This window comes from Burkholderia sp. FL-7-2-10-S1-D7 (assembly GCF_001524185.1).
Taxonomy (GTDB): domain Bacteria; phylum Pseudomonadota; class Gammaproteobacteria; order Burkholderiales; family Burkholderiaceae; genus Burkholderia; species Burkholderia diffusa.
On sequence record NZ_LOWY01000101.1, the window covers coordinates 36,019 to 61,565 of the forward strand.

The 25,547-nt window shown below is 66.4% G+C and carries 22 protein-coding genes and 1 riboswitch; of the genes, 2 read left to right on the top strand and 20 right to left on the bottom strand.

The genetic code is table 11. The features are described from left to right. Nucleotides 1-86: 86 nt before the first annotated feature. The 10 genes from WS75_RS30775 to WS75_RS30820 form a co-directional block, all read right to left on the bottom strand. Nucleotides 87-362, bottom strand: a complete 276-nt coding sequence (locus tag WS75_RS30775; protein WP_059686490.1) for an STAS domain-containing protein — start codon at nucleotides 360-362, stop codon at nucleotides 87-89. Then, the gene (locus WS75_RS30780) at nucleotides 359-988 is read right to left on the bottom strand and encodes an MlaC/ttg2D family ABC transporter substrate-binding protein (protein ID WP_059686559.1); all 630 of its coding nucleotides are present in this window, start codon (nucleotides 986-988) and stop codon (nucleotides 359-361) included. Before WS75_RS30780 ends, WS75_RS30775 begins: the two co-directional genes overlap by 4 nt. A gap of 110 nt (nucleotides 989-1,098) precedes the next feature. Then, nucleotides 1,099-2,028: an MlaA family lipoprotein gene (locus WS75_RS30785; protein WP_059686561.1), complete on the bottom strand. Its 930-nt coding sequence runs from the start codon at nucleotides 2,026-2,028 to the stop codon at nucleotides 1,099-1,101. Between the two features lie 31 nt (nucleotides 2,029-2,059). Further along, nucleotides 2,060-2,620: an outer membrane lipid asymmetry maintenance protein MlaD gene (mlaD, locus tag WS75_RS30790; protein WP_059686492.1), complete on the bottom strand. Its 561-nt coding sequence runs from the start codon at nucleotides 2,618-2,620 to the stop codon at nucleotides 2,060-2,062. A gap of 24 nt (nucleotides 2,621-2,644) precedes the next feature. Next, a complete protein-coding gene (mlaE, locus tag WS75_RS30795; RefSeq protein WP_011655796.1) occupies nucleotides 2,645-3,412 on the bottom strand; it encodes a lipid asymmetry maintenance ABC transporter permease subunit MlaE in 768 nt (255 codons plus the stop codon). Next, the gene (locus WS75_RS30800; protein WP_059535623.1) at nucleotides 3,409-4,230 is read right to left on the bottom strand and encodes an ABC transporter ATP-binding protein; all 822 of its coding nucleotides are present in this window, start codon (nucleotides 4,228-4,230) and stop codon (nucleotides 3,409-3,411) included. The genes mlaE and WS75_RS30800 overlap by 4 nt, the downstream gene beginning before the upstream one ends. 84 nt (nucleotides 4,231-4,314) lie before the next feature. Further along, on the bottom strand, nucleotides 4,315-5,439 hold the full coding sequence (gene thiE, locus WS75_RS33165) for a thiamine phosphate synthase (protein WP_082729803.1): 1,125 nt from the start codon (nucleotides 5,437-5,439) through the stop codon (nucleotides 4,315-4,317). Further along, nucleotides 5,436-6,251 (bottom strand): thiazole synthase, encoded by an 816-nt coding sequence (locus tag WS75_RS30810; protein ID WP_059686494.1) that lies wholly within the window; start codon nucleotides 6,249-6,251, stop codon nucleotides 5,436-5,438. The genes thiE and WS75_RS30810 overlap by 4 nt, the downstream gene beginning before the upstream one ends. 39 nt (nucleotides 6,252-6,290) lie before the next feature. After that, complete coding sequence (thiS, locus tag WS75_RS30815; protein ID WP_014898319.1) at nucleotides 6,291-6,488, bottom strand: sulfur carrier protein ThiS; 198 nt, start codon at nucleotides 6,486-6,488, stop codon at nucleotides 6,291-6,293. Between the two features lie 32 nt (nucleotides 6,489-6,520). Beyond that, entirely contained in the window at nucleotides 6,521-7,657 is a 1,137-nt protein-coding gene (locus WS75_RS30820) for an FAD-dependent oxidoreductase (RefSeq protein ID WP_059686497.1), read from the bottom strand. A 234-nt stretch (nucleotides 7,658-7,891) separates the two neighbouring features. Then, a riboswitch (TPP riboswitch) is annotated at nucleotides 7,892-8,015 on the bottom strand. Nucleotides 8,016-8,284: 269 nt separating this feature from the next. Between WS75_RS30820 and WS75_RS30825 the strand changes: the two genes are divergently transcribed. Beyond that, a complete protein-coding gene (locus WS75_RS30825) occupies nucleotides 8,285-10,054 on the top strand; it encodes an ABC transporter ATP-binding protein/permease (protein WP_059686499.1) in 1,770 nt (589 codons plus the stop codon). Between the two features lie 78 nt (nucleotides 10,055-10,132). Here WS75_RS30825 and thpR read toward each other — a convergent pair whose 3' ends face one another. The 6 genes from thpR to WS75_RS30855 form a co-directional block, all read right to left on the bottom strand. Next, complete coding sequence (thpR, locus tag WS75_RS30830; protein WP_059686500.1) at nucleotides 10,133-10,681, bottom strand: RNA 2',3'-cyclic phosphodiesterase; 549 nt, start codon at nucleotides 10,679-10,681, stop codon at nucleotides 10,133-10,135. Continuing rightward, a complete protein-coding gene (locus WS75_RS30835) occupies nucleotides 10,678-12,168 on the bottom strand; it encodes an alanine/glycine:cation symporter family protein (RefSeq protein ID WP_059686502.1) in 1,491 nt (496 codons plus the stop codon). The genes thpR and WS75_RS30835 overlap by 4 nt, the downstream gene beginning before the upstream one ends. A gap of 592 nt (nucleotides 12,169-12,760) precedes the next feature. Next, the gene (locus WS75_RS30840; RefSeq protein ID WP_059686504.1) at nucleotides 12,761-13,255 is read right to left on the bottom strand and encodes an RICIN domain-containing protein; all 495 of its coding nucleotides are present in this window, start codon (nucleotides 13,253-13,255) and stop codon (nucleotides 12,761-12,763) included. A 281-nt stretch (nucleotides 13,256-13,536) separates the two neighbouring features. Next, nucleotides 13,537-15,003 carry a glutamate synthase subunit beta gene (locus WS75_RS30845; protein ID WP_059686506.1) on the bottom strand — a complete coding sequence of 489 codons (1,467 nt, stop codon included), beginning with the start codon at nucleotides 15,001-15,003 and terminating at the stop codon, nucleotides 13,537-13,539. Between the two features lie 85 nt (nucleotides 15,004-15,088). Then, nucleotides 15,089-19,792, bottom strand: a complete 4,704-nt coding sequence (locus WS75_RS30850) for a glutamate synthase-related protein (RefSeq protein WP_059686508.1) — start codon at nucleotides 19,790-19,792, stop codon at nucleotides 15,089-15,091. Nucleotides 19,793-20,080: 288 nt separating this feature from the next. Then, nucleotides 20,081-20,794, bottom strand: coding sequence for a transposase (locus tag WS75_RS30855; protein ID WP_027783329.1), 714 nt, complete (start codon nucleotides 20,792-20,794; stop codon nucleotides 20,081-20,083). Nucleotides 20,795-20,987: 193 nt separating this feature from the next. Between WS75_RS30855 and WS75_RS30860 the strand changes: the two genes are divergently transcribed. Then, nucleotides 20,988-21,719: an OmpW/AlkL family protein gene (locus WS75_RS30860; protein ID WP_059686510.1), complete on the top strand. Its 732-nt coding sequence runs from the start codon at nucleotides 20,988-20,990 to the stop codon at nucleotides 21,717-21,719. A 164-nt stretch (nucleotides 21,720-21,883) separates the two neighbouring features. On the opposite strand, the gene ugpQ is transcribed toward WS75_RS30860, so the two are convergent. The 4 genes from ugpQ to ugpA are packed head-to-tail and all read right to left on the bottom strand — an operon-like array spanning nucleotide 21,884 to nucleotide 25,521. Next, nucleotides 21,884-22,648 carry a glycerophosphodiester phosphodiesterase gene (gene ugpQ, locus WS75_RS30865; RefSeq protein ID WP_059686512.1) on the bottom strand — a complete coding sequence of 255 codons (765 nt, stop codon included), beginning with the start codon at nucleotides 22,646-22,648 and terminating at the stop codon, nucleotides 21,884-21,886. Nucleotides 22,649-22,676: 28 nt separating this feature from the next. Further along, on the bottom strand, nucleotides 22,677-23,762 hold the full coding sequence (locus WS75_RS30870) for a sn-glycerol-3-phosphate import ATP-binding protein UgpC (RefSeq protein ID WP_059686514.1): 1,086 nt from the start codon (nucleotides 23,760-23,762) through the stop codon (nucleotides 22,677-22,679). Nucleotides 23,763-23,794: 32 nt separating this feature from the next. Continuing rightward, a complete protein-coding gene (gene ugpE / locus WS75_RS30875; RefSeq protein ID WP_059599794.1) occupies nucleotides 23,795-24,640 on the bottom strand; it encodes a sn-glycerol-3-phosphate ABC transporter permease UgpE in 846 nt (281 codons plus the stop codon). Continuing rightward, on the bottom strand, nucleotides 24,637-25,521 hold the full coding sequence (gene ugpA, locus WS75_RS30880; protein ID WP_059686565.1) for a sn-glycerol-3-phosphate ABC transporter permease UgpA: 885 nt from the start codon (nucleotides 25,519-25,521) through the stop codon (nucleotides 24,637-24,639). Before ugpA ends, ugpE begins: the two co-directional genes overlap by 4 nt. Nucleotides 25,522-25,547: the final 26 nt, after the last annotated feature.

Here is a 25,547-nt window from a genome sequence, read left to right on the forward strand (position 1 = left end):
AAACCGGCAGGTGGGGCCGGCGCAGGAGGTGCGCGGCCTGAAGCGTGCGCGCGCCGGCTGGCGCGGTAGGCTTCGATCGGGCAGGGTCAATGTCGCCCGGTGCCGTCGATGAGGGCGTCGACGCCATAGGCGCGCGCCAGGCTGGCGAGCTTCGGGGGGAGATTGACGATGTCGAGGGTCGCGCCGCGCGCTTTGGCGGCACGTTGCCATGCGAGCAGCACGGCGAGCGCCGACGAGTCGAACTGCGTCAGCGCCGCGCAATCGACGGCGGTCGCGCCCGCGCCGATACGCGCAAGACCGTCCGCGAGCGCGGACTTCGCGCTCGCGACGGTCAGCGAAGAGCCTGCTTCGAAGCCGCTCACGACGCCTGCTTGCCGGAGGCAAGTTGCTGGTTGCGCTGCGTCAGGAACTGGATCAGGCCGTCCACGCCGCTTTGCTGGATCTTCTCGTTGAACTGCTGCTGGTACGTCTGGATCAGCCACGCGCCGAGCACGTTCAGGTCATAGACCTTCCAGCCATTCGCCGACTTGTACAAGCGATAGTCGATCTGGACCGGCTGACCGTTGTTCATCGCGACCGTCTTCACCACCACGTCGGTGTCGGCCGGATCGGCGCGGAACGGCGGGTACTGGATCTGCTGGTCCGGCTTCAACTGCGCGAGCGCGCCCGAATACGTGCGGATCAGCAGCAGCTTGAACTGCTCCTGGACCTGCTGTTGCTGCTCGGCCGTGGCCGCGCGCCAGTTGCGCCCCATCGCGAGCTGCGTGGTGCGGCGGAAATCGGTGTACGGCAGGATGTCCTTGTTGACGATCGTAATGATGCGGTTGGTGTCGCCCTGCTTGATCGTCTGCTGCTTGACTTCGTCGAGCACCTGCTGCGTCGCCGTCTTGATCAGCGCCTGCGGGTTCGACTGGTCGACTTGCGCGTGAGCTGCGCTGCCGAACGAGAACAGCGCCGCGAAAACGGGGATCAGGAACAGTTTTTTCATCATAGTGACCTGCATGAAGAGTCGATGCGAAGGTTGGAGCCGGTAGCTTACGCGCAAGTTCGCGTGCGCTACCGACTGAATCGTTTCCGGCTGTAACGAATGTAAGTTGGTCAGTGCAGCTTGATGCTCGGGAAACGAATCCCGCCCGGTGCGGGCGGCGTCATCTGCATGGCCGGCACGTTCGTCGCGCTGGCCGGGTTCGGTGCTTCGGCACTGCCCGACGCCGGTACGGCAACGGCCGCGCCCGATGCGCCGGCCGGTGCCGTCGCGCCGGCTGCCGCCGGTGCCGCGCCATCGTCCGGCAAGTCGTACTTCGGCAGCGCATCGTTGCTCGACGCCGTCGAGGCCTCGCCGCGCGCGTTGTCGATCAGCATCTGGCGGCGCTGCAGGTACGCGTTGCGCACGAACGAATACTTGTCGAGCGCCGCGGCATCCAGCACGTCGCCCGCGCCGAGCAGGTTCGCACGCGTGTTGACGAGGTTGACGCCGAACAGGCCCCAGCTCACGCCGTCCGGCTTCACGTAGGTGAGCGGGTTGCCGACGTAGTCGACGCCCAGGCCTGCCGTGTCGCGCAGCGTGCTCGGGCCGAGCAGCGGCAGCACGAGATACGGGCCCGACGGCATGCCGTAGCGGCCCATCGTGATCCCGAAATCGGCCGTGTGCTTCGGCAGTTTCGCAATCGTCGCGACGTCGAACAGGCCGCCGACGCCGAACACCGTATTGATCACGACGCGCATGATGTCGCCGACGCCGTCCGCGATTCGCAGCTGCACGATGTTGTTCGCGGCGATATAGACGTCGCCGATGTTCGAGAAGAAGTTCGTCACGCTGTCGCGCACCGGCTGCGGCACCACGTACTGGTAGCCCTTTGCGACCGGTTTCAGCGCGTACGTGTCGACCGTGTCGTTGAACTTGTACATCGACCGGTTGAAGCCTTCGAGCGGATCGCCCTTGGTCGGCGTCTGCACGGTCGCGCAACCGCTCAACGCGGCGACTGCCGCCACCGCGAGCGCGGCGTGCCTGATGCGGATCGTCTGCATGGTCATTCCCTCTTGTCTTTCTCTCGTGTGGTTATTGGGCAGCCGAGCCGGACACCGCGGAGGCCGGCACCGCGACCGGCGCGGGTGCCGCCGGCGCGGCCGAGGCCCCGGACGCCGGCTTCGCACCACCCGCGTCGGCTGCCTTGCTGTACAGGAACTGGCCGATCAGGTTCTCGAGCACGATCGCCGACTGCGTCATCGTGATCGTATCGCCCGCCTTCAGCATTTCGGTGTCGCCGCCCGGATCGAGGCCGATGTACTGCTCGCCGAGCAGGCCCGACGTCAGGATCTTCGCCGACGAATCCTTCGGGAACGGATACTGACCGTCGATATCGATCGTCACCAGCGCTTGGTAAGTGTTGGTATCGAAGCCGATCGACTTCACGCGGCCGACCACGACGCCCGCGCTCTTCACGGCGGCGCGCGGCTTCAGTCCGCCGATGTTGTCGAATTTCATCCTCACCGAGTAGGTCGGCTGAAACGACAGCGAGCTCATGTTGCCGACCTTGAGCGCCAGGAATAGCACCGCAAGGAAGCCCACCACCACGAACAGGCCGACCCAGAAGTCGAGAGCAGTCTTTTTCATCGTCATCCCAAAATTTGGCTTGGCTGAGGCTTAGCTGAACATCAGCGCGGTCAGCAGGAAATCGAGGCCGAGTACGGCGAGCGACGCGAACACGACCGTCTTGGTCGTCGCGCGTGACACGCCCTCGGGCGTGGGCTTCGCTTCATACCCCTGAAACAGTGCAATGAAGGTCACGGCGAACCCGAACACGATGCTCTTGATCACGCCGTTGCCGACGTCGGCCCACACCTGGACCCCGCCCTGCATCTGCGACCAGAACGCGCCCGGATCGACGCCGATCAGCACGACCCCGACGAAATAACCGCCGAGCACGCCGACCGCGTTGAAGATCGCGGCGAGCAGCGGCATCGCGATGATGCCGGCCCACAGGCGCGGCGCGATCACCGTCTTGATCGGATCGACTGCCATCATCTCGAGCGCCGTGAGCTGCTCACCGGCCTTCATCAGGCCGATCTCGGCGGTGAGCGACGTGCCGGCGCGGCCCGCGAACAGCAGCGCGGTCACGACCGGGCCGAGCTCGCGCACCAGCGACAGCGCGACCAGCAGGCCGAGCGCCTGCTCGGACCCGTAGCGATTCAGCGTGTAATAGCCCTGCAGGCCGAGCACGAAGCCGACGAACAGGCCCGACACGGCGATGATCACGAACGAATAGTTGCCGAGAAAGTGGATCTGCTTCGTGACCAGCCGCGGCCGGCGCAGCAGCGGGAAGAATTCCAGCACGAGGCGCACGAACAGCCGCGTGCCGTAGCCCGCGCGCTCGAGGCCGCCGATGACGTAACGTCCGATCGCGCTGATCATGCGCGCCCTCCGCCGAGCCCGAAATCCGCAGCCAGCGGCGGGCTCGTGTAGTGAAATTTGAACGGGCCGTCCGGCGCGCCGTCGATGAACTGCCGCACGCTCGGGTCGGTCGACGCGCGCAGCTCGTCGGGCGTACCCTGCGCGAGCACGCCACCATTGGCCAGAAAATACACGTAGTCGGCGATCGCGAACGATTCCGGCACGTCATGCGTGACGAGGATCGACGTCGCGCCGAGTGCCTCGTTCAGCGTGCGGATCAGGTTCGCCGTGATGCCGAGCGAGATCGGATCGAGGCCCGCGAACGGTTCGTCGTACATGATGAGCTGCGGGTCGAGCGCGATCGCGCGCGCGAGCGCGATGCGGCGCGCCATCCCGCCGGACACCTCGGACGGCATCAGGTCACGCGCGCCGCGCAGACCGACCGCGTTGAGCTTCATCAGCACCAGGTCGCGGATCAGGTCTTCGGGCAGGTCGGTGTGTTCGCGCAACGCGAACGCGACGTTCTCGAACACCGACATGTCGGTGAACAGCGCGCCGAACTGAAACAGCATGCCCATCTTGCGGCGCAGCGCGTACAGGCCGTCGCGCGTCTGCGCGCCGACGTCGGCGCCGTCGAACAGCACCTGGCCGCGGCGTGCGCGCACCAGTCCGCCGATCAGGCGCAGCACGGTCGTCTTGCCGCAACCCGACCCGCCCATGACGGCGACGACCTGGCCGCGCCCGAAGCGCATGTTCAGGTTCGACAGGACGAGGCGGTCGCCATAGCCAAAGTCGACGTCGCGAAGTTCCAGCAGAGTCTCGGTAGGAGTGGGGCTCACGGAGCTGACAGTCCTTTTACGCAGAACGCCGAATTATAGGGCCTGCATTGGAATGATGTCGTGACGCCGTTCCGGGCCCTGCGGTCAATGATTGTCAAATTGTCGGGCAAAACATTGCTGCAACGCAACAATCGCCGCCCGATAATCGTCTGCGCCCGTGACCGCGCTAACCACCGCGACGCTGCCGACGCCCGTCGCCAGCACGTCCGGCAACGCGTCGAGCCCCACCCCGCCGATCGCGACGAGCGGTGCGCGCGCGCGCGCGAAGCGCGCATAGCGGGCAATCCGCGCGAGGCCTTGCGGCGGCGCCGCGACCGCCTTGGTCGCGGTCGTGTACACGGGGCCGAGCGCCAGATAGCTCGGGCGCTCGTGCAACGCGCGCAACATCTCGTAATAACCGTGACTCGACAGCCCGAGCCGCAGGCCGGCGCGCGCGATCGCGGCCAGATCGGCCGTTTCCAGGTCCTCCTGACCCAGATGTACGCCGTACGCCCCCTCTTCTATCGCGATCTGCCAGTGATCGTTGATGAACACGCGTGCATCGGGATAACGGCGCCCTGCCGCGACCGCCCGTGCGACTTCCCGGCGCAACGCGTCCGGGTTCGCGCCTTTCACGCGCAGCTGCACGGTTCGCGCGCCGCACTCGAGCACGCGTTCGACCCATTCGGCGTCGGGGACGACCGGATAGAGACCGAGTTGCGTGGGGCACGGCGGGAATGCGGGCTCGGGCGCTGCGGCCAGGCCGGCGACGCGCGGGAACCGCGCGGCATCGATCGGCCACGCATCGGCCCCGCGCGTTTCGTCGCCGTCGCGCCACGCCAGCGCGAGCACCAGCGCGTCGATCGGCGCGAAACCGCAATCGAGGAACGCCGCGAGTGCCGCGATCCAGTCGTCGGCGAGCGGATGCGCGGCTTCCAGCGCGTAGCGCACGCCGGCGGCGTGCAGCGCCGCGCCGTGCTCGCCGAACTCGATCGCGACCGCGTCCGGCGACGCGGGGCGCGATGCGGCCGACGCGCGCGCCTGCGCGGCACGATCGCCGGCCGACACGATCAGCACGTCGCCGTGGGCCGGCACGTCGGGCGCCGCGACGCACAGCCGCCACGCCGTCGTGCCGCTCGGCCAGTCGCCCAGGCGGGCGCGAATCCGCTCGGCCGCTTCGGCCAGCTCGTCGGCCGGCGGCCAGAAGGCATCGGCGAAGCGCGCGCTCATGCGCCGCCCCCGTCCTGGTGCCAGAACGGCATCCCGACGACCGGCGTGCTCGCGTGCGCGGTCTCGCGCGCATCCATCGGCCCGGCGAGATAGGCCGCACGGCCGGCCTCGACGCCTTGCGCGAACGCACGCGCCATGATTTCCGGGTGCGTGGCCTGCGACACGGCCGTGTTCAGCAGCACGCCGTCGAAACCCCACTCCATCACCTGGCACGCGTGCGACGGCACGCCGAGCCCGGCGTCGACGATCAGCGGCACGTCCGGCAGGCGCTCGCGCAGCACGCGCAGCCCGTACGGATTCACGACACCCTTGCCGGTGCCGATCGGCGCGCCCCACGGCATCAGGGCCTCGCAGCCGACGTCGAGCAGACGCCGGCCGATCACGAGATCCTCGGTGCAGTACGGCAGCACCTTGAAGCCGTCCTTGACAAGCTGCGCGGCCGCCTCGATCAGCCCGACCGGGTCGGGCTGCAGTGTGTAGTCGTCGCCGATCAGCTCGAGCTTGATCCAGTCGGTATCGAAAACCTCGCGCGCCATGTGCGCGGTCGTCACCGCCTCGGCGACGGTCTGGCAGCCGGCCGTGTTCGGCAGCAGCGGCACCGAGTGACGCTTGAGCAGATCGAAAAAGCCGGCCTCTGCGGTGCCGCCGGTCATCTGGCGGCGCAGCGCGACCGTCACCATCCCGGGGTGCGACGCGGCGATCGAATCGGACAGCGACTGCAGCGACGGGTAGCGCGACGTGCCGAGCAACACGCGGCTTGCGAAGGTTTCGCCGTACAGCGTCAGCGCGTCGGCGGAAGTGAGGGACGTCATGTCGTTTTCCTGGAAGAGCGGAGGGCGAACCGGCGGCGCTCAGCCGCCCGCGACGGGGTGCACGACGTCGAGCTTGTCGCCCGTCGCGAGCGCGCGCGCCGCATGCTGCGTGCGCGCGACGAAGTTGCCGTTCAGCGCGACCGCGTACGGCGGACGCGCGCCGTACGCGGCGAGCGCGTCGGCCACCGTTGCGCCGTCGGGCAGCGTCAGCGTCTGTTGGTTGATCTGGATATCCATGATTCCGGGTCGAATTCGGTCGGCGGCGCGCGTCAGGCCGGCTGGCGCGCGTCGTCGCGGTGATGGAGGAGCGTCGGCCAGCGCGCGGCATCGCGCCACGCGGCGAACGCGTCGGCATCGGCGAACGCGCCGCCGAGCGCGGCTTGCGCGAACGCGACCGCCGCATGCGCGACTTCCGGCGCGATCATGAAGCCGTGCCGGTACAGGCCGTTGACGGCCAGCGTCGTCGCGCCGTCCCAGATCACCGCCGGGCGGTGATCGGGCAGCGTCGGGCGGCATTGCGCGTTCAGTTCCAGGATGCGCGCCTCGCCGAACGCAGGGTGCACGGAAAACGCCGCGCTCAGCAGTTCGAGCGCCGAGCGCACGCTGACAGGCGACATGTCCTCGCCCTCCACTTCGGTCGCGCCGATCACGTACAGGTCGTCCTGTTTCGGCGCGATGTACAGCGGATAGCGCGGATGCAGCAGCCGCACGGGCCGCGTGAGCCCGATGCCTGGTGCGTACACGCGCGCGACTTCGCCGCGGATGCCCCGCAGCGCGGGAAGCGCGGATTTCGCGCCGAGCCCGCGGCAATCGATCGTGAAATGCGCGTCGGGCCGGTTCGCGTCGTCGATCGTCGCGTGCCAGTGCAGTTCGACGCCGCGTTGCGCGAGGCCCGCCGCGAGTGCGCGCAGCGCCTGCCGGTTGTCGAGCTGCCCTTCGCGCGGCAGCATCAGGCCGCGCGCGAAGCGCCCCGCGAGCGCGGGCTCGGCCGCGTCGACCTGCGCGCCGGCCAGCGCGACGAAGCCACCGTCGAACAGTTCGGCCGGCGCGTTCGCGCGCACGCGCCGCTCGAACAGCGGCGCCTCGGCGCGATCCGCGTGATGCCAGACGACGAGCGTGCCGTGCTGCTGGAAGAACACCGGTTCGGGCAGTTCCGCGAGCCATTGCGGCCAGCGCGCGAGCGATGCCGCGCCGAGCTCGGTGATCAGCAGCTCGGCGCTGGCCGCCTCGGCGAGCGGCGCGAGCATCGCGGCCGCGACCCACGCGGCCGACTGCTCGCCGTCCGGGCCACCGCGCTCGTACAGCGCGACGCGATGCCCGTCGCCCGCAAGCCGCCACGCGATCAGACGGCCGACAAGGCCGCCGCCGAGTACCGCGAAATCGGGCCGGGAAGCGTGGAGGTTCATCGCGCGCCCTCCCCGCGAACAGCGCGATCGCGTGCGACGAACGTCGACGCGCGCGCACCGTCCCGTGCGGACGCACGCGACAGCGGATCGGGAACAGCGCAAAAGACTGAAGATTGAGCGGTCATCATTCCTTCCGTAACGCGCGACGCGCGTACCCAAAAGGACGAAACCGGCAGCAAAGGCCGGCCGGGCGGGACTCGGGCGCTGACCATGTGGGATGGCAGCCAGCGCGGCCCGGCGGGATCAGAAACTTCCCTCGCCGGTATTACCCGGATCGGGTGCGAAGGGTCTTTCTCAGCCTCGCCGCGTCGCCCGGAACTGTCCGTCGGCCGCGCTCGAAGCACCCCTGTTTCGTCGTCGGCCATTAGACCATAAAAGCGGAAAGCGCCGCAAACTGTCCCCCTTGCGGCAAATTCGCCGTCGCGCCGCGCCGCTCTGGCACAATGCCCGCAGGCCGGCCGCGCGAGCGGCCGGTTGCCGCGTCACCGCCGGCCTTAAGTGCCGTTTAAGACGCGCGGGCCACCATCCGGACGCCCGCCGTCAGTCGGCACCTCGTCCCGGCATGCCGTATCGCGGCGCGCGTCCGGCTCCGCCCGGCCCGCGCGCCGGCTACTCATCAGGAAGCACATGACCCAATCGATCGATCCCGTCCGCTCCGTCTCCGACGCGCCGCAGGACGAGCGCCCGGTATCCGCATGGAGCCTCATCAAGCCCTACTGGGTGTCGTCCGAATGGAAAATCGCGTGGGGGCTGCTGGTCACGATCATCGCGATCAACCTCTGCGTGGTCTGGATCAACGTCAAGCTGAACAAGTGGAACGTGGGGTTCTACAACGCGCTGCAGTCGAAGAACGTTCACGATTTCCCCGGTCTGTTGATGCAGTTCTCGGCATTCGCGTTCGCATTCATCATCCTCGCCGTTTACGGCCGTTATCTGCGCCAGATGCTGGGGTTCCGCTGGCGCCAGTGGCTCACCGAGCGCTTCCTCGACCAATGGCTCGGCGATCGCGCGTTCTACCGGATCGAGCGCGACCGCCTCGCCGACAACCCCGACCAGCGGATCACCGATGACCTCCAGTCGTTCGCGACGGCAACGCTCACGTTGTCGCTCGACCTGCTGTCGACGGTCGTCACGCTCGTGTCGTTCATCACGATCCTGTGGTCGCTCGCGGGCGCGCTGACGATTACGCTCGGCGCGGCGCCTGTCGCGATTCCCGGGTACATGGTTTGGGCGGCCGCACTGTATGCGGTGGTCGGCTCGCTGATCATCCAGAAGGTCGGCCACCCGCTCGTGTCGATCAACTACCAGCAACAGCGCGTCGAGGCCGACTTCCGCTTCGGCTTGATCCGCGTGCGCGAGAATGCCGAGCAGATCGCGTTCTACGACGGCGAGAAAACCGAGGCCGGCACCGCGCAGACGCTGTTCGCGCGCATTCGCGACAACTGGTGGCGCGTGATGAAGTACACGAAGCGCCTCACGTTCGTCACGGCCTTCTATAGTCAGATCGCGATCATCTTCCCGCTCGTCGTCGCGGCGCCGCGCTACTTCGCGGGCGCGTTCTCGTTCGGCGTGCTGATGCAGATTGCGTCCGCGTTCGGGACCGTCAGCGATTCGTTCTCGTGGTTCATCAACAGTTACTCGACCCTGGTCGACTGGCGCGCCACCGTCAACCGTCTGCGTGAGTTCAAGCGCGTGATGGGCACGTCGCACCTGAAGGAAAGCCTGTCGCCCGCGACCGAGCATGGCGGCATCAACCTGCACTACGTCGATGCCGCGAAGCTGTCGACGTCGTCGCTGAAGCTCGCGCTGCCGAACGGCAACGCGCTCGCGAACATCGGCAACGTGACGATCGAACCCGGCTCGCGCTGGCTCGTGATCGGCAAGTCGGGTTCCGGCAAGAGCACGTTCATGCGCGCGCTCGCGGGCCTGTGGCCGTTCGGCGACGGCGCGATCGACGCGCCGGTCGGCGCGCGGATGATGTTCGTGCCGCAAACCAGCTACTTGCCGATCGGCACGCTGAAGGCCGCGCTCACCTATCCGGCCACGCCCGACGCGTTCACCGACGACGCGTGCCGCGACGCGCTGCGTGCGTGCCGCCTGGAAGACTACGTCGGGCGCCTCGACGAGACCGGCCACTGGACGCGCGTGCTGTCGCCGGGCGAACAGCAGCGTCTGGCCGGCGCACGCGTGCTGCTGCACAAGCCGGACTTCCTGTTCCTCGACGAAGCGACGAGCGCGCTCGACGCCGACAATGAAGCAAGGCTCTATCACCTGTTCGCCGAACGGCTGCCGAAGGCCGCGATCGTCAGCGTCGCGCACCGCGAGGCGCTGGCCGCGTTCCACGTCGGCACGATCAACGTCGAACGCGTGAACGACACCGACAAGGTCGCCGCTTAATCGCAAAAAAGGCCGGCGCATACCGCGCCGGCCTTCACTTTTTCGTCCTTCCCGCCTTCCCGCCTTCCAGCTTTCCCGCTACGCCGGCGCGACCGGCACCGACACGATCGGCACATGCGACACGCCGTCGTGCGACAGCCTGCTTTCAAATAACGTCAGCGCGACGAAACGCAGCGCGACCGGCCGCCCGGTCGCACCCCCGCGCGCAGGCTGCCCGTCCGCGTCGCGCGGCAGCCGCGCGAGCGTGACGTGCGGCCTGAACGGCCGGCGATCGGCCGGCAAGCCCAGTTCGTGAAGCAGCGCGGACACGTCGGCATTCAACGCCGCACAGGCGGGATCGGGCGCCAGCTCCGCGACGATCAGCCTCGCGCGCGGCAGGCTCGGCCACCACGCGATCCGCTCGACCAGCTGCAACGGCAGCGCATGCCCGGCCGCGAGTGCCGGCAGGCGCGCGGCCAGCGCATTGCACCGCTCCCGTTCGATGGCACCGATGAACGCGAGCGTCACGTGCAATTGAGCCGGCATCGTGCGCCGCGCGCCGCGGGTGACCGGCAACGCGTGCAGCGCATCGCGCGATGCCGCATCGGGCACCAGCGCGACGAATGCACGGAGCCGGTCGCCGTTCATGACTCGCGCACCGCCACGCGCGCTTCGACCACCGCGCCCTCCGAAGCCGGACGCTGCGGCAGCGGACCGTGCTCGCCCCACACGTCGGCGGGCAGCACGCTTGCAAGCTCGGGAATCGTGTTGCGCGTGAACACCGGATCGGCGACACCTTCTGCGCGCTGGCGGCGATAGTCGCGCCACGCGGCATGCGCATACTTGCCAAGCGCGAGGATCGCGACCAGGTTGATGATCGCCATCAGCCCCATGCTCGTATCGGCCATCGCCCACACGAGCGGCAGTTGCCCGACGCTGCCGAACATCACCATCCCGAGCACCGCGATGCGGAACAGCGGCAGCACGCCGCGCCGCTTCGTGATGAAGTCGACGTTGCCTTCCGCGTATGCGTAATTGCCGATCACCGACGAGTACGCGAAGAAGAAGATCGCGACGGCCATGTAGATGCTGCCCCAGTCGCCGACGTGGCTCGCGATCGCGCGCTGCGTGAGCGCCGCACCCTCCATGCCGGTGCCGAGTTCGTACTGGCCCGACAGCAGGATCACGAACGCGGTCGCGCTGCAGATCACGATCGTGTCGACGAACACGCCGAGCATCTGGATCAGCCCCTGCACGACCGGATGCCGCACGCTCGCGGTCGCGGCCGCGTTCGGTGCGCTGCCCATGCCGGCCTCGTTCGAGAACAATCCGCGCTTCACACCCATCGCGACCGCCTGGCTGACTGCATAGCCGGTCAGGCCGCCCGCTGCCTGCTCGAGCCCGAACGCGCTTTTCACGATCAGCGCGATCACGCCCGGCACCAGCGCGAAGTGCGTCGCGACCGCGTAGACCGCCAGAGCGAGGTAGCCGATCGCCATCACCGGCACGATCACCTGCGCGACCGACGCGATGCGGCGAATCCCGCCAAAGATGAGCGGCGCGGTGAGCAGCACGAGGCCGAGGCCGACCGTCTCGCGGCTCCAGCCGAACGACGTATGGAACGCGTCGGCGATCGCGTTGGCCTGCACCGCGTTGAACACGAAGCCGAACGCGAGGATCAGCGACAGCGAGAACAGCACGCCGAAGCCGCGCGAGCGCAGGCCCGTCTGGATGTAGTACGCGGGGCCGCCGCGATAGCTGCCGTCCGCGTGCGACACCTTGAAGATCTGCGCGAGCGTCGCCTCGACGAACGCCGACGACATCCCGACGAGCGCCGTCATCCACATCCAGAAGATCGCGCCCGGCCCGCCGACCGTCAGCGCGACCGCGACACCGGCGATGTTGCCGGTGCCCACGCGGCTCGCGAGGCCGGTCGCGAACGCCTGGAATGACGAGATGCTGCCCGGCTCGCCCTTGCTGCCGACCAGTTTGATGCTGAGGAACAGCGCCTTCAGCTGGATCATCCGGAACCGCAGCGTGAACCACGCGCCCACGCCGAGCAGCAGCGCGATCAGCACGTAGTTCCACAGCACACCGTTGACGGCGTCGATCAGCCCTTGTACGAATGCTTCCATTCAGAGTCCTTGTAAATGGGGTCAGTCAAATGCGGCGGCCACGCGAACGCGGCCAGCGGGCGATGATATGACAGTTTCCAAGGAATATTACAAAATGAAAGTATTCAGGATCGCGGAAACTCAACGTCCGATGTGATCAGGTTAGGCGACGCGTCGGGGAGGTGCGGGGGGATGCGACGGGGGGCGCGGCAGGGCGAGTGCATGCCCGGGGCTTGCGTGATGCCCCGGATCCTTGCTCTTTGTCACACGGTGCGTCAGGCTCGGCGAGCAGCGATCCCGAGCGGAAATGCCGCAGCGGGCGAGTCGCGATCTTTGACACCCGAAAACAGTCGCAATAGTGAATCGCCAAACAGAAATGGCGATAAAAAACGAAACTAATCTTTAAGCAGTTTTTCCCTACCCGTTAATCACGCACCCCTAGAAATGCTCGAACTCAAATAAATATAAATAACCCGGGTGAATTCGATGCAATTTATTGCGATACCGGTTGATTGCCGTTAAAGAATTCACCCGTCGACGACGCGCATGCGTCTGAGTCGGTCCGCGCGGGTCGCCGCGGGGATCCTCTGCCCGCGGCGACCGCAAACAATTCTTATGCTCGTAGCGATTGCGGCGCTCTTTCGGCGACTGCCTGGAAGGCATGGACCGGCGTCCATTGTTGTGCCTGGGTGCCGTTGTACGGGAATGCCCAGACGAGGTTGTTGGCTTGCAGACTATCGTAATGATCGTCGATCACGAGGCCGGTGTTGGCGAGTGACGTGATGTAACCGGGGCGAATGGAGATGCTCCACCGCTGCGAAGGCGCTCCGGTGAACGGGCGCAGGACCAGCGGGGTTTCGGCGGCGACCTTGCCGTTCGCGAAATCGACCGCCAGCTTGCCTCCGCCGTTCAAATCGCTGAAATCCAGAATGATGAAACCATGGGTGGGATCGTAGTCCCACAGGGTCTGCACATTCGGGTCGGTGAAGTAGCGAAGTTGCACCGGGGCATTAGGGCCGATCACGCTGCCGTCGGCATTGTTCTGGGCAACACCGAGGACGCGCGTCGGATCCTGCGCAAACTGAAACGACATCGATATATACGCCATGATTTTCTCCAAAGGGTATGAAAACCAGACCTTTCAATACGCCCGAATTAATCGGACAAAACCACTATAGGTGGCAGCAGAACCCGATTCAACGCCTATTTCGAGATAAATATCGATATTTTTGTTTTTATAAATGATCGATTTAATTGATGCCAAATAAATTATTGGCGGATCACGGAAAATCCCCGCCAATCCAATCGTCGCAGACTCGCGCCCCATAAAAAAACCGGGCGCCCTTTCGGACGCCCGGTTTTCCTCGGAACCCGCTCGCGCGCTTCAGCTTAGCGCGGCAGTTCCGAATGCCCCATCAGGTACGCGTCGACCGAGCGCGCGCACTGACGGCCTTCGCGGATCGCCCAGACGACGAGCGACTGGCCGCGGCGCATGTCGCCTGCTGCGAACACCTTGTCGACCGACGTGTAGTACGAGTGATCGCCTTCGGTCGCCGCACGCGCGTTGCCGCGTGCGTCCTTCGCGACGCCGAACGCGTCGAGCACGGGCGCTGCCGGCTGCGTGAAGCCCATCGCGAGCAGCACCAGGTCGGCCTTCATCTCGAACTCGGAACCCGGCACTTCCTGCATCTTGCCGTCCTTCCATTCGACGCGCACCGCGATCAGCTTCTCGACCTTGCCGTTCTTGCCTTCGAGACGCTTCGTCGCGACCGCCCAGTCACGCTCGCAGCCTTCCTCGTGCGACGACGACGTGCGCAGCTTGATCGGCCAGTACGGCCACACGAGCGGCTTGTTTTCCTCTTCCGGCGGCTGCGGCAGCAGCTCGAATTGCGTGACCTGCTTCGCGCCGTGACGGTTCGACGTGCCGACACAGTCCGAACCGGTATCGCCGCCGCCGATCACGATCACGTGCTTGCCCTTCGCGAGCAGCTGATCGGCGAGCTTGTCGCCCGCGTTCACACGGTTCTGCTGCGGCAGGAAGTCCATCGCGAAATGCACGCCGGCCAGCTCGCGGCCCGGCACCGGCAGGTCACGCGGCGTTTCCGAGCCGCCCGCGATCACGACCGCGTCGAACTCTTCCTTCAGCGTGTCCGGCGAGATGGTTTCCTTCGCGAGGCTGCCGATCGATTCGGGCAGCGGATCCTTGCCGATGAACACGCTGGTGCGGAACGTCACGCCTTCCGCTTCCATCTGGCGCATGCGGCGGTCGATCAGCCACTTCTCGAGCTTGAAGTCGGGAATCCCGTAACGCAGCAGGCCACCGATCCGGTCGTTCTTCTCGAACACCGTCACGTCGTGGCCGGCGCGCGCGAGCTGCTGCGCGGCCGCGAGGCCCGCGGGGCCGGAACCGACGACCGCGACCTTCTTGCCCGTCTTGTGCTCGGCCGGCAGCGGCTTCACCCAACCTTCCGCCCAGGCCTTGTCGATGATCGCGTGCTCGATCGACTTGATGCCGACCGGGTCGTTGTTGATCCCGAGCGTGCACGCTGCCTCGCACGGCGCCGGGCAGATGCGGCCCGTGAATTCCGGGAAGTTGTTGGTCGAGTGCAGAACCTCGATCGCCTGCTGCCAGTCCTGGCGGTAAACGAGATCGTTGAAGTCCGGAATGATGTTGTTGACCGGGCAGCCGTTGTTGCAGAACGGGATGCCGCAATCCATGCAGCGCGCGCCCTGAACCTTCGCATCCGCGTCGGTCAGTGCCGCGACGAATTCCTTGTAGTGCTTCACGCGCGTGAGCGGTGCTTCGTACGCCTCGTGGCGGCGTTCGAACTCCAGAAAACCGGTTGCCTTGCCCATAAGGTGCTCTTCTGTTCGGTGTATCGGGTGGGGGAGCCGCGCGCGGCAATCATGCGCGCGCGGCATTCGCTATGTCGTTCGTCGCTCAGGCGGCCAGCACTTCCTTCGCCGCCTTCTTCGCACCGATCTCGCCCAGCGCGCGCTTGTATTCGTGCGGGAACACCTTCACGAACTGGCGGCGCGCCGCGTCCCAGTTTTCCAGCAGCGACTTCGCGCGCGGCGAACCCGTGAACTGGAAATGACGCTCGATGAGCCCCTTGAGCAGCGCTTCGTCCGTCGTGCCCGCATGCCAGAGTGCGCGGTCGACCGTGCGCTCCTGCTCGGCCTGCTGCAGCACCGGCTCGAGCGCGACCATCGACTTGTTGCACTTCGCCGCGAACGTGCCTTCCGGATCGTAGATGTACGCGAGGCCGCCCGACATGCCGGCCGCGAAGTTGCGCCCCGTCTCGCCGAGCACGACGACCGTGCCGCCCGTCATGTATTCGCAGCCGTGGTCGCCCGTGCCTTCGACGACCGCCGTCGCGCCCGAGTTGCGCACGCAGAAACGCTCGCCCGCGACGCCGCGGAAGAAGGCTTCGCCTTCGATCGCGCCGTACATCACCGTGTTGCCGCAGATGATGTTTTCCTCGGACTTGCCGCGGAAGTCGTTGGTCGGTCGGATGATGATCCGGCCGCCCGACAGGCCCTTGCCGACGTAGTCGTTGCCGTCGCCGACGAGGTCGAGCGTCACGCCCTTCGCGAGGAACGCGCCGAAGCTCTGGCCGGCCGTGCCCTTCAGCTGGATGTGCACCGCGTCGTCCGCCAGGCCGTCATGGCCGTGCTTCTTCGCGATCACGCCCGACAGCATCGCGCCGACCGTGCGGTTCACGTTGCGCACCGGCTGGATGAACGACACATGCTCGCCGTTCTCGATCGCGGCCTTCGCCTTCTCGATCAGCACGTGGTCGAGCGCGCGCTCGAGGCCGTGATCCTGCACGTCGACGTGACGCGGCGCGACGTCCTCGCACTCTTCCGGCTGGTAGAACACGCGCGAGAAGTCGAGGCCCTTCGCCTTCCAGTGCTCAATGCCCTTGCGCGTATCGAGCAGGTCGGCGCGGCCGATCAGGTCGTCGAACTTCGCGATGCCGAGCTGCGCCATGATCTCGCGCACTTCCTCGGCGACGAAGAAGAAGTAGTTCACGACGTGCTCGGGCTGGCCCTTGAACTTCGCACGCAGCACCGGATCCTGCGTCGCGACGCCGACCGGGCACGTGTTCAGGTGGCACTTGCGCATCATGATGCAGCCTTCGACGACGAGCGGTGCCGTCGCGAAGCCGAATTCGTCCGCGCCGAGCAGCGCGCCGATCACGACGTCGCGGCCCGTCTTCATCTGGCCGTCGGCCTGCACGCGGATACGGCCGCGCAGGCGGTTCAGCACCAGCGTCTGCTGCGTTTCGGCGAGGCCGAGTTCCCACGGCGTGCCGGCATGCTTGACCGACGACAGCGGCGATGCGCCCGTGCCGCCGTCATGGCCGGCGATCACCACGTGATCGGCCTTCGCCTTCGCGACACCGGCCGCGACCGTGCCGACGCCCACTTCCGACACGAGCTTCACGGAGATGCTCGAGCTCGGGTTCACGTTCTTCAGGTCGTGGATCAGTTGCGCCAGATCCTCGATCGAGTAGATGTCGTGGTGCGGCGGCGGCGAGATCAGGCCGACACCCGGCACCGAGTAACGCAGCTTGCCGATGTATTCGGACACCTTGTGGCCCGGCAGCTGGCCGCCTTCGCCCGGCTTCGCGCCCTGCGCCATCTTGATCTGGATCTGGTCGGCCGACGCGAGGTACTCGGCGGTGACGCCGAAGCGGCCCGACGCGACCTGCTTAATCTTCGAGCGCAGCGAATCGCCGTCCTTCAGCGGAATGTCGCTGACGATCTCGTCGCCGATCACCGACTTCAGCGTCTCGCCCGACTTGATCGGAATGCCGCGCAGTTCGTTGCGATAGCGCTTTTCGTCCTCGCCGCCTTCGCCGGTGTTCGACTTGCCGCCGATCCGGTTCATCGCGATCGCGAGCGTCGCGTGCGCTTCGGTGCTGATCGAGCCGAGCGACATCGCGCCGGTCGCAAAGCGCTTGACGATTTCCTTCGCCGGCTCGACGTTTTCGATCGGGATCGCCTTGGTCGGCTCGACCTTGAACTCGAACAGGCCGCGGAACGTCATGTGACGCTTGGTCTGGTCGTTGATCAGGTGCGCGTATTCCTTGTACGTCTGGTACGAGTTGCTGCGCGTCGCGTGCTGGAGCTTCGCGATCGAGTCCGGCGTCCACATGTGGTCTTCGCCGCGCACGCGGTACGCGTACTCGCCGCCCGCGTCGAGCATGTCGCGCAGGACCGGGTTGTCGCCGAACGCGTCGCGGTGCAGGCGGATCGCCTCTTCCGCGACTTCGAACAGGCCGATGCCGCCGACCTTCGATGCCGTGCCCTTGAAGTACTTCTCGACGAGGTCGCTCGACAGGCCCAGCGCTTCGAAGATCTGCGCGCCCGTGTACGACATGTACGTCGAGATGCCCATCTTCGACATCACCTTCTGCAGGCCCTTGCCGACCGCCTTCGTGAAGTTGTAGACGGCCTTCTCCGGCGACAGGTCGCCCGGCAGGCCTTCGGCCATCTTCGCGAGCGTTTCCATCGCGAGGTACGGGTGCACGGCTTCCGCGCCGTAGCCCGCGAGCAGCGCGAAGTGGTGCGTCTCACGTGCCGAGCCCGTCTCGACGACGAGGCCCGTGCTCGTGCGCAGCCCTTGCTGGACGAGGTGCGTGTGGATCGCCGACGTGGCGAGCAGCGCCGGGATCGCGACGTGCTCGGCGTCGGTCTTGCGGTCCGACACGATCAGGATGTTGTAGCCCGACTTCACCGCGTCGACGGCTTCCGCGCACAGCGACGCGAGGCGCGCCTCGATGCCTTCCTTGCCCCAGGCCACCGGATAGCAGATGTTCAGTTCGTACGCGCTGAACTTGCCGCCCGTGTACTGGTCGATCGCGCGGATCTTCGCGATGTCCTTGAAGTCGAGCACCGGCTGCGACACTTCGAGACGCATCGGCGGGTTGATGTTGTTCGTGTCGAGCAGGTTCGGCTTCGGGCCGATGAACGACACGAGCGACATGACCATGTTCTCGCGGATCGGGTCGATCGGCGGGTTCGTGACCTGCGCGAACAGCTGCTTGAAGTAGTGATAGAGCGTCTTGTTCTTGTTCGACATCACCGCGAGCGGCGAGTCGTTGCCCATCGAGCCGACGGCCTCTTCACCCTGCTGCGCCATCGGCGCCATCAGGAACTTCAGGTCTTCCTGCGTATAGCCGAACGCCTGCTGGCGGTCGAGCAGCGCGGCGCCTTGCGTGCGGCCGGCCGCGACGTCCTCGGCCTTCGGCTCGATCTCGTCGAGCTTGATGCGCACGGCGTCGATCCAGCTCTTGTACGGCTTCGCGTTCGCGAGGTTGTCCTTGAGTTCCTTGTCGTCGATGATGCGGCCGTGTTCCATGTCGATCAGGAACATCTTGCCCGGCTGCAGGCGCCACTTCTTGACGATCTTCGATTCGGGGATCGGCAGCGTGCCGGCTTCCGACGCCATGATGACGAGGTCGTCGTCGGTCACGATGTAGCGCGCCGGGCGCAGGCCGTTGCGGTCGAGCGTCGCGCCGATCTGGCGGCCGTCGGTGAACGCGATCGCTGCCGGGCCGTCCCACGGTTCCATCATCGCGGCGTGGTATTCGTAGAACGCGCGGCGGTTCTCGTCCATCAGCGTGTGCTGTTCCCACGCTTCCGGGATCATCATCATCACTGCGTGCACGAGCGGATAGCCCGCCATCACGAGCAGTTCGAGACAGTTGTCGAACGAAGCCGTATCCGACTGGCCCGGATAGATCAGCGGCCAGAGCTTCGGCAGGTCGTCGCCGAGCACGTGCGACGCGATCGCGCCGGTACGCGCGTTCAGCCAGTTCACGTTGCCCTTCACGGTGTTGATCTCGCCGTTGTGCGCGATCATCCGGTACGGGTGAGCCAGTTCCCACGCCGGGAACGTGTTGGTCGAGAAGCGCTGGTGCACGAGCGCGAGCGCCGACACGACGCGCTCGTCCTGCAGGTCGCGGTAGTACACGCCGACCTGGCCCGCCAGCAGCAGCCCCTTGTAGACGACCGTGCGCGCAGACATCGACGGCACGAAGTATTCCTTGCCGTGCTTGAGCTTCAGCGCCTGGATGCGGTGGCTCGCGGTCTTGCGGATCACGTAGAGCTTCCGCTCGAGCGCGTCCGTCACCATGATGTCCTTGCCGCGGCCGATGAAGATCTGGCGGATCAGCGGCTCGCTCGCCTTGACCGTCGGCGAGATCGGCATCGCGTGGTCGACCGGCACGTCGCGCCATCCGAGCACGACCTGACCCTCTGCCCGCACCGTCCGCTCGAGCTCCTGCTCGCACGCGAGACGCGACGCGTTCTCCTTCGGCAGGAAGATCATCCCGACCCCATATTCGCCGGCCGGGGGCAGCGTCACGCCCTGCTTCGACATTTCCTCGCGGTAGAACGCGTCCGGAATCTGGATCAGGATGCCGGCGCCGTCGCCCATCAGCGGATCGGCACCGACCGCGCCGCGGTGATCGAGGTTCTCGAGGATCTTCAGACCCTGCTGAATGATCTCGTGGCTCTTCTTGCCCTTGATGTGAGCGACGAAGCCGACGCCGCAGGCGTCGTGTTCGTTTTGCGGGTCGTACAGACCTTGTGCGGCGGGCACCGCGGTGAGCGGCTGCTGGTGGTCGTTCATGGGGACACCGTCGTAAAGGGGCCTCGAGGGCCGTTGAACCATTTTTTGTTGCCGTCGATCCCGCTCCCGACGGGAGACGGCACGGCCGACGGTGGTTGGGCGAGCTTCACCCGGGCCACCGGAATTCGGAATATACGCGACGAATCAAAGGAATAGCAACAAAAACCGCTTGATCGAACCCCAATTAAACACATGCTCCGATCTGGTGCCGTTTTATTGGGGACGTATCATTTTGGTGCAAAAAGAAGCGGCGCCCGCAGCGCCGCCTCGTGACCCGCCTTTCCCGCGTTACTGCTGGATCGGCGGGGTGTTTTCACGCACCTTTCTGGGGCGCCCGCGCGGCAGCGGCGATACGCGGCGGTTCGCGGTACGCGCCGCCCATTCGCGGTAGTTCTCGCCGCCGAGCACCCAGCCCTTCAGCGTCGCCTGCTGCAGCTGATCGGCCTGCCGCTCGTCGAGCGGCTGCTCGCACAGCTCCTTGTACGCGCGCTGACGGTCGAACGGCGTGTTGCCGAGCGCCCAGTAGAGCGGATGGTCGGTGATCAGGCTGTCGACGGTGAGCCCGACGTGATGCCGGTAGCTCGACCATCGATAGGCCTCGGGCGTCGCGACCAACTGCGAGCGCACCGGGCTCATCTCGACCACGCGGCTCGCGAGGAGGAAATAGCGCTCGCCTTCGATCACGGTCGCCCGATAGCGGCCTTCCCACAAGGTGCCGCGACGCGAATAACGTCGGTTGAAATGCGCGACGTAGCGGCGGCCGACCGCCTGCATCGCCTTCGGCAGGCTCGCCTCGTCGCTGGGCGTCACGAGGAGCTGCACCTGACGCGGAAGCAGCACGTAGGCATGCACCGAAAGGTGATGATCGCGTGCCGCGGCCTTCAGACAATCGATGAAGAGTTCGTAGTCCTGGTCGTCGACGAACGCAGGTTGCTGATCCAGGCCGCGCAGTATCACGTGCTGCGGCTGGTCGGGAACGTAGAGTCGTGCTAACCGTGCCATGCTGAATGTCCGTTTGAACGCGTTAGGAAATACCCGAAGGTCCGAAATTGCGCACCTGCGTAGAATGCCTGTCCCAGCGGGGCGCTGAAACGTACGGTCGTACTAATCTTAGGGTGAAAACTCTAACTTACGAGCTTGTTTGGTTTTAAACGCAGTCGTCATAATGAGCACGCCTTAGATCGGAGGAGACACAATGAAACGAAAACTGGCCATTACGGGGGCCGCAGCGCTCGCATTCACGTTTGCGGGCGGTACGGCATACGCACAATCCGCAGGTGATTTCTACGTCAGCACCGGCTGGTTCCACCTTGCACCGCAGGACAGCAGCGACCCGCTGTTCGTCTACGGCGTTGGCGGCACGCCCATCAACCAATCGATTCCCAACACCGGCGCCGGCATCAGCGACGCCGATACGCTCGGGCTCGCAACGGGCTACTTCGTCACAGACCATATCTCCACCGAGCTCGTTATGGGGATACCGCCGAAGTTCGACATCACCGGCAAGGGTCAGTTCGAAGGATTCGGCGTACTCGGCCGTGCGTACCAGTGGAGCCCCGCCGTATTGCTTCGCTACCACTTCAACGACGCCAACGCGAAGTTCCGTCCGTATGTCGGCATCGGCGCAACGTACATCTGGTTCACCGGCGCGAAGATCACGAACAGCAGCTTCGAGAACGGCGTGCTCGGCGGCCCGACCAGCGCCACGACCAGCAACCAGTGGGCGCCCGTCTTCAACGCCGGCTTCACGTACAACTTCACGAAACACTGGTTCGCGGGCCTGTCGCTCTCGTACATCCCCGTCAGCGTGACCGCGACCTTCACGACGGCTCGCCGGACGCCGGTCGGCACCCTGACGGAAACGTCGAAGGCCCACATCTCGCTGAACCCGATCGTCACGTACCTGAACGTCGGCTACCGCTTCTAAGCGTAGTCGAATATTTGGGGAATGGTTAATCCTGCTGCAATTTGTAGCGGAATTTTCGTGACGTAACGTCTCCTCGATGTAAAACGCCCCGGCGGAAATCCCGCCGGGGCGTCGTTTTTTTGTCTCAGGGTCTTCCCGCATCCGCCGTCGCGCGGGACCGGTCGCTACGCGATGTCGTCCAGTGCATCGGGGCCGATCAAGTCGATCCGGTCCGTGCAGACCGCATCGACGCCCCAGCGCACGAGTTCGCGCGCCCGGGCGAGGTCGTTGACCGTGTAGACCAGGATGCGCAGCCCGGCCGCCTTGATCGCGCGCACGAGCGGTTCATCGAGTTCCTTGTGGTTTGCGTGCAACGATACGCAGCCGAGCGCGTCGACGGCCTGCGCGTGCCAGTCGTCCGGCACCGCCTCGTACAGCATCCCGCGCGGCAGCGCCGGGGCGCTCGCGCGCGCCTGTTGCAGCGCGTCGAACGAGAACGACGACAGCAACGGCGGCACGGCCGCGCCGTGCCAGTATGCGGCCGCATCGGCGGCCACCCGCTGCCCCGTGTCGCGCTCGCGGCCCGGGCACGGCTTGATCTCGACGTTGGCCGAAAGCCCGTGCGCGATGCAGCGCGCCGCCGCCGCCTCGAGCGTCGGCATCCGCTCGCCCGCGAAACGCGCGTCGAACCAGGCGCCGGCATCGAGCGCGGCCAGCGCCGCATAGCGCATGCCCGCCGCCGGCCCGCTGCCGTTCGACGTGCGGTCGACCGTGTCGTCGTGCAGCAGGAAGCTCACGTCGTCGGCGGACAGCTTCGCGTCGAACTCGACCATCCGGTGACCGCGCCGCGCGCCTTCGTCGAACGCGGCGAGCGTGTTCTCCGGCGCGAGCGTGCCGCCGCCGCGATGGGCGACGACACGTGGATAGGGCCAGTCGGTACGGGAAGTCATCGTGCGCCTCGCAGCAGGTCCGTCATTGTCAGCCGGCACGCTTGCCGGTCTCGGGATCGAAGAAATGCAGCCGGTGCGCGGGCAGCGCGGCGCCCAGCGCCGTGCCGCGCGCGGGACGATCAGCGTGCGGCAGCCGCACCGCGACGTCGTGGTTGCCCCAGCGGCCGTGCGCGAGGTTGTCCGCGCCGAGCAGCTCGCACGAGTCGACCGGCAGCGATGCCTGCGCGACGCCCGGCTGCGGCGTCATGTGCTCCGGCCGCACGCCGAGCACCCAGTCGCGCCCGGTGGCGATGGTGGTGCCGATGCCGGCCGCGCCGGCGACCGGCAGCGCCGGACCGCCGCCCGCGACCGTAAACGTCGCGCCATCCTCCGACAGCCGGCCGTGCATCAGGTTCATCGCCGGCGAGCCGATGAAGCCCGCGACGAACACCGTCGCCGGCTTCTCGTACACGTCGACCGGCGCGCCGATCTGCTCCGCATAGCCGCGGTTCATCACGATCACGCGCTGCGCGAGCGTCATCGCCTCGATCTGGTCGTGCGTCACGTACACGCTCGTCGTCGCGAGCCGCGCATGCAGCCGCTGGATCTCGAGCCGCATCTGCACGCGCAGCTTCGCGTCGAGGTTCGACAGCGGCTCGTCGAACAGGAACACCGACGGCTCGCGCACGATTGCGCGCCCCATCGCGACGCGCTGCCGCTGGCCGCCCGACAGTTCGCGCGGCCGCCGCGCGAGCAGCGGCTCGAGTTCGAGGATCTTCGCGGCCGCGGCCACCCGCGAGTCGATCGTCGCGCGCTCGATGCCGCGGATCTTCAGCCCGTAGCCCATGTTCTGCGCGACCGTCATGTGCGGATACAGCGCATAGTTCTGGAACACCATCGCGATGTCGCGATCCTTCGGCTCCAGCGCGTTGACGACACGATCGCCGATCGCGATCTCGCCGTCCGTCACCGACTCGAGCCCCGCGATCATCCGCAGCAGCGTCGACTTGCCGCAGCCCGACGGGCCGACCAGCACGATGAATTCGCCGTCGGCGATCTCCACGTCGATGCCGTGCAGCACGTGCTGCTTGCCGTCGTAGGATTTCCTGACGCCCTTCAAGCTCAGCGCAGCCATACTTGGTCCTTCTCCCGGTTGCCGTCCGTGGTTTATTTCTCGGAATCGACGAGGCCGCGCACGAACCAGCGCTGCATCGCCAGCACGACGACGAGCGGCGGAATCATCGCCAGCAGCGTCGCCGCCATTACGTATTGCCATTCGGTCGCGGCGTCGCCGCTCGCGATCATCGTCTTGATGCCCACCACCGCCGTCGACAGCGACGCTTCCGTCGTGATCAGGATCGGCCACAGATACTGGTTCCAGCCGTAGATGAACGTGATCACGAACAGCGCCGCGATGCTCGTCTTCGACAGCGGCAGCACGACGTCCCGGAAAAAGCGCAGCGGCCCCGCACCGTCGATGCGCGCGGCGTCCATCAGCTCGTCGGGTAGGGTCATGAAAAACTGGCGGAACAGGAACGTCGCGGTCGCCGATGCGATCAGCGGCAGCGAGAGCCCGGCGTAGGTGTTCGTCAGGTTCAGCGTCGACACGACCTGCACGGTCGGGAATATCCGCACCTCGACCGGCAGCATCAGCGTGATGAAGATCAGCCAGAACGCCGTGTTGCGGAAGGGGAAGCGGAAATAAACGATCGCGTACGCGGACAGGATCGACACCGCGATCTTGCCGACCGCGATGCCGAGCGCCATCACGAAGCTGTTGACGAGCAGCCGGCCGAACGGCGCCGTCGTGCCGCCGCTGCCGTGCCCCCAGATGTAGGCGATGTTCTCCAGCAGGTGCGTGCTCGGCACCAGCGACAGCGGGATCGTGAACACTTCCTGCGCGTTCATGGTCGCCGCACAGAACGCGACGTACACCGGGAACACGATCAGCACGACGCCCGCGATCAGCACCGCGTGGCAGAACAGGTCGAAGCCCTTGCGATTTTCGATCATGCGTATTGCACCCTGCGTTCGACGAAACGGAACTGGATCACCGTCAGGCCGACGACGATGATCATCAGCACGACCGACTGCGCGCCCGAGCTGCCGATGTCGAGGCCCTGGAAGCCCTCCGTGAAGATCTTGTAGATCAGCGTCTTGGTGCTTTGCGCGGGGCCGCCCGCGGTGGCCGCGTCGATCACCGGGAACGTGTCGAAGAACGCGTAGACGAGGTTCACGACCAGCAGGAAGAAGCTCGTGGGCGACAGCAGCGGCAGCACGATGTGGAAGAAGCGCCGCACCGGCCCGGCACCGTCGATCGCCGCCGCCTCGATCAGCGAGCGCGGGATCGCCTGCAACCCCGCGTAGAAGAACAGGAAGTTGTAGCTCACCTGCTTCCACACCGACGCGAGCACGACGAGGAACATCGCCTGGCCGCCGTTCAGCGCGTGATTCCACACGATGCCGCTCTTCGCGAGCGCATAGGTGACGAGCCCGATGCTCGGGTTGAACAGGAACGCCCACAGCACGGCCGCGATCGTCGGCGCGACCGCGTACGGCCAGATCAGCAGCGTGCGGTACACGCGCGCGCCGCGGATCACGCGGTCGGCGCAGGCGGCGAGCAACAGCGATACGACGAGCCCGCTGACCGTGACGAGCGAGCTGAATACCAGCGTCGTGCGGAACGAGTCGAGGTACAGCGGATCGGCGAACAGGCGCGCGAAGTTCGCGAAGCCGACGAATTCGCTCGACGTGCCGAACGCGTCCTGCATCTGCGTGGACTGCCACAGCGCGACGCCGGCCGGCCACAGAAAGAATACGGCGGTAATTGCGAGTTGCGGCGCGATCAGCAGGTACGGCAGCAGGCTCGCGCCGAAACGGGAACGGGATTGCATCGCGGGCATCCGGTCAGGCGAAACGG

What these genes read in the sequence shown, in the direction of transcription:
- mlaD (WP_059686492.1), bottom strand. Translation starts at nt 2,620, where the DNA reads ATGACGATGAAAAAGACTGCTCTCGACTTCTGGGTCGGCCTGTTCGTG.
- WS75_RS30870 (WP_059686514.1), bottom strand. Translation starts at nt 23,762, where the DNA reads ATGGCTGCGCTGAGCTTGAAGGGCGTCAGGAAATCCTACGACGGCAAG.
- WS75_RS30785 (WP_059686561.1), bottom strand. Translation starts at nt 2,028, where the DNA reads ATGCAGACGATCCGCATCAGGCACGCCGCGCTCGCGGTGGCGGCAGTC.
- WS75_RS30845 (WP_059686506.1), bottom strand. Translation starts at nt 15,003, where the DNA reads ATGGGCAAGGCAACCGGTTTTCTGGAGTTCGAACGCCGCCACGAGGCG.
- WS75_RS30855 (WP_027783329.1), bottom strand. Translation starts at nt 20,794, where the DNA reads ATGGCACGGTTAGCACGACTCTACGTTCCCGACCAGCCGCAGCACGTG.
- WS75_RS30810 (WP_059686494.1), bottom strand. Translation starts at nt 6,251, where the DNA reads ATGACGTCCCTCACTTCCGCCGACGCGCTGACGCTGTACGGCGAAACC.
- mlaE (WP_011655796.1), bottom strand. Translation starts at nt 3,412, where the DNA reads ATGATCAGCGCGATCGGACGTTACGTCATCGGCGGCCTCGAGCGCGCG.
- WS75_RS30820 (WP_059686497.1), bottom strand. Translation starts at nt 7,657, where the DNA reads ATGAACCTCCACGCTTCCCGGCCCGATTTCGCGGTACTCGGCGGCGGC.
- ugpA (WP_059686565.1), bottom strand. Translation starts at nt 25,521, where the DNA reads ATGCAATCCCGTTCCCGTTTCGGCGCGAGCCTGCTGCCGTACCTGCTG.
- thiE (WP_082729803.1), bottom strand. Translation starts at nt 5,439, where the DNA reads ATGAGCGCGCGCTTCGCCGATGCCTTCTGGCCGCCGGCCGACGAGCTG.
- ugpE (WP_059599794.1), bottom strand. Translation starts at nt 24,640, where the DNA reads ATGATCGAAAATCGCAAGGGCTTCGACCTGTTCTGCCACGCGGTGCTG.
- WS75_RS30850 (WP_059686508.1), bottom strand. Translation starts at nt 19,792, where the DNA reads ATGAACGACCACCAGCAGCCGCTCACCGCGGTGCCCGCCGCACAAGGT.
- ugpQ (WP_059686512.1), bottom strand. Translation starts at nt 22,648, where the DNA reads ATGACTTCCCGTACCGACTGGCCCTATCCACGTGTCGTCGCCCATCGC.
- thpR (WP_059686500.1), bottom strand. Translation starts at nt 10,681, where the DNA reads ATGAACGGCGACCGGCTCCGTGCATTCGTCGCGCTGGTGCCCGATGCG.
- WS75_RS30840 (WP_059686504.1), bottom strand. Translation starts at nt 13,255, where the DNA reads ATGGCGTATATATCGATGTCGTTTCAGTTTGCGCAGGATCCGACGCGC.
- WS75_RS30835 (WP_059686502.1), bottom strand. Translation starts at nt 12,168, where the DNA reads ATGGAAGCATTCGTACAAGGGCTGATCGACGCCGTCAACGGTGTGCTG.
- thiS (WP_014898319.1), bottom strand. Translation starts at nt 6,488, where the DNA reads ATGGATATCCAGATCAACCAACAGACGCTGACGCTGCCCGACGGCGCA.
- WS75_RS30825 (WP_059686499.1), top strand. Translation starts at nt 8,285, where the DNA reads ATGACCCAATCGATCGATCCCGTCCGCTCCGTCTCCGACGCGCCGCAG.
- WS75_RS30860 (WP_059686510.1), top strand. Translation starts at nt 20,988, where the DNA reads ATGAAACGAAAACTGGCCATTACGGGGGCCGCAGCGCTCGCATTCACG.
- WS75_RS30780 (WP_059686559.1), bottom strand. Translation starts at nt 988, where the DNA reads ATGAAAAAACTGTTCCTGATCCCCGTTTTCGCGGCGCTGTTCTCGTTC.